This window comes from Blautia sp. HA9023 (assembly GCF_056504095.1).
In genome coordinates, this window is record NZ_JBWLUR010000012.1 from 1 (window position 1) to 6,986 (window position 6,986).

General features: G+C 43.2%; 5 protein-coding genes. All 5 read right to left on the bottom strand.

The annotated features are described in order from the left end of the window. Positions 1-1,337 (bottom strand): DNA topoisomerase (locus AC04Q6_RS18030; RefSeq protein ID WP_476389807.1); only part of this gene is annotated, 1,337 nt, incomplete at its 3' end. Then, a complete protein-coding gene (locus AC04Q6_RS18035; RefSeq protein ID WP_028086446.1) occupies positions 1,338-2,765 on the bottom strand; it encodes a CD1107 family mobile element protein in 1,428 nt (475 codons plus the stop codon). It abuts the gene before it with no gap. Continuing rightward, positions 2,728-3,081 carry a DUF4315 family protein gene (locus tag AC04Q6_RS18040; protein WP_227163109.1) on the bottom strand — a complete coding sequence of 118 codons (354 nt, stop codon included), beginning with the start codon at positions 3,079-3,081 and terminating at the stop codon, positions 2,728-2,730. The genes AC04Q6_RS18035 and AC04Q6_RS18040 overlap by 38 nt, the downstream gene beginning before the upstream one ends. Next, positions 3,062-5,863, bottom strand: a complete 2,802-nt coding sequence (locus AC04Q6_RS18045) for a CD1108 family mobile element protein (RefSeq protein ID WP_119247887.1) — start codon at positions 5,861-5,863, stop codon at positions 3,062-3,064. The genes AC04Q6_RS18040 and AC04Q6_RS18045 overlap by 20 nt, the downstream gene beginning before the upstream one ends. A gap of 145 nt (positions 5,864-6,008) precedes the next feature. Next, a partial coding sequence (locus AC04Q6_RS18050) for a VirB4-like conjugal transfer ATPase, CD1110 family (protein ID WP_476389808.1) occupies positions 6,009-6,986 on the bottom strand: 978 nt, incomplete at its 5' end.

Sequence of the window (6,986 nt, forward strand, 5' to 3'; positions counted from 1 at the left end):
CCTGCCCAGATATCCAACTCCGGCTCTTCTTTTTCTGCAATGATTCCAAAGAACTGTTTCAGTTTTTTCTCAATTGTCTTGAACCCTTCCTGTTTTGTTTTCTTTGCATTGAGATAAAACGTATGATAATTGCAGGTAATCTGACATTTATGACTCTCATAAATATAAGGATCTGCAGTTGCTGTCAGAACCCTGGCACTGATCAAATACAAAATCTTGCGGCTTCGTTCTTTCAGTTCACCAATATCTGCTTTGGCTACTTCCATGGTTGGGATAATCGCATGGTGATCGGATACTTTCTTTGAATTTAATACCTTACTCACGTCCGGTTGATATTCCAGACCTTCAGCATAAGGCATTTTCCCAAATAACATCTGAATCAGAATTTCTGTACTTTCTCCCATCTCATCTGTCAGATACTGGCTGTCTGTTCTCGGATAAGTGACAAGCTTCTGCTCATACATCTCCTGCACAGCATCCAATGTCTGCTGTGCGGTATAGCCAAACATTCTGTTAGCTTCCCTCTGCAGGGTGGTCAGATCATAAAGCTTCGGAGGGCGGACCGTTTTCTCTTTCACATCATCCTTCTCCACTTCGCACATGCGCTCCTGACACTCTGCAGCCACTTTATCTGCATCTTCTTTTTTCTGAAAATTCTCTGTGACCGCATCCATATCGTCAAATTTGATATGAGCCATATAATATTTCTCTTTGGTAAATTCCTTGATCTTCTGATTTCGATCCACGATCATGGCAAGTGTTGGTGTCTGTACTCTTCCAACTTTCAGATTCTGGTTATACAGAACAGAAAAAAGACGGCTCGCATTGATTCCCACCAGCCAGTCAGCCTTTGCCCTGCAAAGAGCTGACTGATAGAGACTGTCATAACACGAACCGTCTTTTAATGACGCAAATCCATCTTTAATTGCCTGTTCTTCCATGGAAGAGATCCAGAGTCGCTTCATCGGCTTTTTACATCCTGCCTGCTCATACACCAGACGGAAGATCAGCTCACCTTCACGTCCTGCATCAGTGGCACAGATCACTTCATCTACTTTGGAATCTCTCATAAGTTTCTTTAAGATTCCAAACTGCTTTTTCGTACCTTCCAATACCTTATGTTTCCAACATTCTGGCACAATCGGCAGATCATCATATCTCCATTTTTTATATTTTTCATCGTATTCCGATGCATCACATAATCCAACTAGATGTCCTACGCACCAGGAAACGATATAACCGTTTCCCTCCACGTAGCCATCTTTTCTTGTTCTGGCTCCAAGCACGGAAGCCAGTGCCATCGCAACCGATGGCTTTTCTGCAATCACTAATTTCATTTACTCCTGCTCCTCTTCTTCATCTTCTAGTACCTCATCATTGAAATCTTCATCTTTCAAAACTTCTGTCCCTGCATTTTCCTGTTCTTCCTGCTCATCTGCATCGTCTACTTCCCGTTTTTCTGACTCTGAATCTTCGGATTCATTTTCATCCTCTTCCATCTCATCTTCATCATCATATTCATGTTTCGGTTTGTAGACTTTCAAGTAATAACCACCTGCCGCAGCTCCAACAGCAACCAATCCGATCAGTAGATAAGTCCCTGCCAAACTTTTGTCTTCTGGCATCTGAATTTCATCCTCTACCTTATCTTTCTCATCTGTCTCTGTCGTTTCCGGCTTTTCTTCTTCAGCCTGTTTCTCTGGTTCTGCATAAACAATATCTACTTCCGGAAGTGTCACAGAATCAGAAAGTGTGAAGTTCATCAGGTCTTTCTCACTGACTTCGGTAAGGAAATACACATTATCCTGAGATTTTGAATTGTCGATGATCAGATAAAAAATCTTACCACTCTTAGTTGAAATGGTATAAAACTCTTTTGTGCCTTCCGTAGCTGTTTTGGTAACAGAATCTGCTGTCTCGCCTTCTTTATTAAGCTGTTCCTCAATACCTGTCACTGTCCGATCATCCACAGTTCCTTTTGCATCTGTTGGCTCAGAAGCCTGTGCATCCTGCGGAAGTGGTGAAGTCGTTGTTTTCTCAGTCCCAGTTGCATCTGCACTGGTCGTGGTTGCCATCGCACCATTGCTGTCACCTGAAGTTTTCTGTTTCTCTGCCTGCTTCTTTGCCCATTCATAATAAGGATTCTGCAACACATACTTTTCAGAAGTATTTCCGGCACCATCCGTTACCGTGATTTCAATCTGTTTTGTTGTAAAATCTTTCTGTGTCAGTTGCACTCTCAGCATTCCATCCTTCAGATCTGTATAAGTGGTGCCATTAACTGTCACAGAAGTAATGCCGGAAACGGTATCATTTCCCTGAATCGTCAGTACACCATCTGTCAGAGATGCAGAAAGCGTAGGCTTTTCTGTGTCATAACACTTAATAGAGCGATTCTGCTCATAGACCTTCCCCTCACCATCTGTCACACGCACATAGACCGTCTGATTACCAGTAATGGAAATACTTCCATTCCCTGTCACATCCTGCCAGCTTCCGTCTTTCCCAGCTTTCGCTTCAATTTTTGTGATAGAAAATCCTTCTGGCATATGACTGGCATCCACAGTAATTGCGACTGCCGTTTCCCCCTGTCTCCAGCCATCTGGCTTTTCAATCGTAATTGCGGGTGCTGTATTCTCTGCCGCTAACACACTCTGTGTCTGCAACATAGGCGATGTCAAGCAAAGAATCGTTGTTGCCGCAAGCAATCCTTTTTTCACGCTATTTTTAGATTTCTTCTGTTTCATCTTCTCTAAATTCATCATCAGACCTTGTTTCCTCCTTCTGTATTTCTACCCTGCCGGGCAGTTCATTTTTCATTCTCTTTTTGAAAGCTTCCAGCTCTGGAATGCTCATATCCATTGCACGGATAATTTTTACAATTTCCAGATTTTCCGCTTCTGTTTTTGCTATCTCCGCAGCCTTGAAACGCTTTAAATCTGCTTCATATCTGGCTTTGGATGCTTCCATTTTTTCCTTGGCTTTCTCATAATCTGCCGTTGCTTTTTCAAGACTTTTCATCGCTTCTCCTTTCCGGACGGCTGTTACACCGCCCTTTTCCTTACCATCGTCCGAATCCATAGAAATGACTCTGCCAGTATGGAGAGTTGATGGACGTATACTGCACCGGATGCCCACAATGGATCATCTGACCATTGCCCACATAGATTCCGATATGCGTTACCGGAACTCCTGCATCGTAAGTACCTGTAAAGAAGATCAGATCTCCTGGCTGTGCTTCTGACTGAGATACCGGCGTACAAATGTCATACAATCCCTGTGCCGTTAATCTTCCTGTATTCCTTACACCTGAATGTGTCAGGCAGTAACTTACGAATCCAGAACAGTCAAATCCACTTGGCGAATATCCACCCCACACATACGGTGTCCCAAGATATCTCGCTGCTTCATTTAACAAACGCTGTGCTGCTTCACTGGTATATTCATTGCCGCCAAATCCTGCCCCTTCTCCTGTTTCCAGATAAAAGATCGGGTTTAACCGCTCTCCATTTTTCAGAAGTTCAATGTGAAGATGGCTTCCTGTAGAATTTCCAGTATTTCCTACAAGCCCTATCTCATCACCTTTCGTGACGGATGCTCCTGCAGATACACTCCGGCTGCTTAAATGTGCATACCGCAGTTCATAGCCTTTACTGTCCTTGATCACAACATAATTGCCATAGCTGTCGTTATAAGCAGAAGTTGTAACCGTTCCGGTCAGCCCTGCCATTACTTTTGTCCCTTCCGGTGCTCCGATATCCATACCATTATGAAGCTGATTTGCTCCTGATATTGGATGAATCCTGTATCCATAATAGCTGGTCACACTGGAATACCAGTTAAAATCAACCGGTGTTGCAAACATCTGCAAGTTGCCTTTTGTATCGTTGTAGGCACTGAACAGTTCTTTCTGGAAAAATCCCAACCTGTCCTGACAGATTGACATCAGGTTTCCACTATTTAAGGTGACATTCAGCACATCTACATCTCTTGTCCTGGTCACTTCCACTTCATTGCTTCCATTATCATCTGCCAGATAACATTCCCATGTTTGATGTCCATGTGCAGATGCTGCCGCATGACTGTCATAATAGACATCAAACTGTACACCGTATCTTGCGAAAGCTCCGGTATCTTCTACAGTATATTCGACACCATTCATAACTACCTTTGTTCCCATTGGTACAAACGGATTGGAAGCATCTACCGCTAAGGTATGATTGGCAGTTGGATATGCTCCACTGGCAGTCGGTCCTCCGCTCCAAATACCACAACAAATTGGGCAGTTACAATACCCACTGGTCACAACCTGTCCCAAAGATTCTCCAACTCTTACAGTTGCTGTCTCTGTCACAGTCTCATTGACTGCTTCTGTTTCTAACCGATACTGCAATGCAAAAAGAGCATCCAGTTCTGGCTTGACCTGTTCAAAAGTAAATTCTTCATACTTTGCTGACAGATAACTGATCAGGATAAACGGATCATGCTCAATAGGTCCGATGTTATATCGGTATTCCTCATGTCCCGGTTCTTCCGATTCCATGTTGTTGATCCGCTCCTGCAGATTAGCTTCTAGCTGTGTGTAATACAGTTCCGCTTCCCGGATTGCCTGATCCGATGACAGATAACTGGTTCCGGTATAAGTGATCACATTTTGTAAAAACACTGCAGAGCATGACGTGACATTCGTTATGATCAGAAACATCAATCCGATCAGAACTGCTACACTGATATACACCTTCCGGTTTTCTTTAAAGAAGTTGGTGACTTTGCCGCCAATCTTCTTGATATAATCAATCGTACCTTTTGTAGCTGTTCCTACTGTCTGTTCACTTCGCTTCGCTTTGGCATAATCCCGTTTGATCTGTTGCTTCTGAATCTGTTTTTTCAGTTTCTTCTGCTCCTGACGGGTTGCCGCCTGTGTCTGTTTCTCTTCCTGTCTTTCAAGTCTGCTTCTTTTTCTGGATGCCCTCTGTTTCCTGCGTCTGGCACTTCTCTGTTCCAGCCGGTAAACACCTTCGCCGCTTTCTTCTAACTTATGGGCACCTTCTATCGCCGCATTATCGTCTTCATTTTTGCTGATCTCACGGTGCAATGCTACGGAAGTTGCACTTCCTGCTTTCTTGACAACAGAAGCTTTTTCTGTTTTCACAGATTCCCCTTCACCAAACTTCAAACGGGATTTTTTCTTTCCAGGAGATTCTCCTTCATTTGCCTGATAGACCTGTGCTTTCTTGGAATGCTGCTTTGCTTCCTTTTTCTTTCTTGCTTCTTCATAAGAAAACTTTTTGGCTTTTTCTTTCTGTTTCTGATGGCGGAAATTGACTCCATCCGTATCCATCTGGTTCAATTTCTCCATATCTTTGTCATTTTTCACAGAAGCACCAGTTTCCTCATAAGCAAACTTCAAACGCTGTTTTTGTTTTGGCTTTTTGCTGCCACCGGTCTGATTTCTCCGGCTGTCTCCCCTGTTTTCTGATAGATCAGCACGTTTATCTTTCAGTCTCCCTAACTGTCCGACTTCGAATTTTTCTGCAAGTCTGGATTCTTTTCCGACTTCAGCACGGATTCTTTTTCTATTTTGCTGTTTACTACTCTGTCCAAAATCCTCACTTTGCTTCTCTGTCCGTATCAGTTCCGGTGCATCTCTGGATTTTTGCACAGAGGGACGAATATTTTTCCCACTCCGTTCAGACTGGCGGGGAGACTTATCCACAAGGTTTTCTTCTTTTTCCCCCTGTTTTCTTCCCATCTGCACATCGCTGGCACGGTTACTGACACGAACAGAAGATTTATCTGTCAGGTTTTCTTCCACCAGACCATCCTTGGTCATCTTTTGGACTTTCTTGTCCCTGACTTTCATTCTCTGTTCTGCCACTACTTACTCCTCCTTCTTCGGATACCCTTTCCCTGCCTGTAATAAGCAGAGAAAAGCGATGCCGAAAACAGCACCGCCACTAAAAGTTAATACATATGAAATTGCTCGTAACATTGTTTTCTCCTTTGATTTAACCTGCTTCGGAAGTCTCCTCTAAGCGGGTTGTCATGATTTTATAGAGGGAATTCTTCGGGAATCTGTCTACAAATGGGATAATGACATTTCCATAGAACAAAAGTCCTTCCCCCTCATTACTGTTGGTTACATAGGACAGCTGGGTTGGTGAGATATTCAGCTGTTTTGCCAGAATCTGCCTGTCTCCAGAAGCCTGATTGAGCATATAAATAAAATCTGAATTTTCAAATATATTCTCTATCTCCCTGGAAGACAATAAATCCTTGATATTCTGGGTGATTCCAGTTGGAATACCACCCCATTTACGGAATCTCTTCCATATCTCCACACTATAAGCTGCGGTCTGCTCTTCTTTCAAAAGAAGATGGAACTCATCCACATAATATCTGGTGGACTTATGGGCAGAACGGTTCATCGTTACCCTGTTCCAGACCTGATCCTGAATGACAAGCATCCCGATTTTTTTCAGCTGCTTACCAAGTTCCTTGATGTCAAAGCATACAATGCGGTTATTGATATCCACGTTTGTCTGATGATTAAACACATTCAAAGAACCTGTAACATAAATCTCCAATGATGTGGCCAGTCGCTGTGCTTCCGGCTCTTCCTGTTTTCTCAGAAGATTATATAAATCCTCTAGGATTGGCATCTTCTCAGGTACTGGATCGGCAAGGTATTCCTGATATACTAACCGCACACAACGGTCTATAATGGTCTTTTCTACCGGCTCCAATCCATTCTTTCCTCCAACAATCAGTTCACACAAAGACAGAATAAAATCTGCTTTCAATGACAACGGATTATCTTCCTCAGAATAGTTCAGGTTCAGATCCATCGGATTGATATACTGGTCAGATACCGGTGAAACTCTTACCACCTGCCCATGCAGTGCCTGCACAAGTGCCGAATATTCGGCTTCTGGATCACAGACAATGATATCGTCCTCCGTAATCAGAAAGCAGTTTGTAATCTC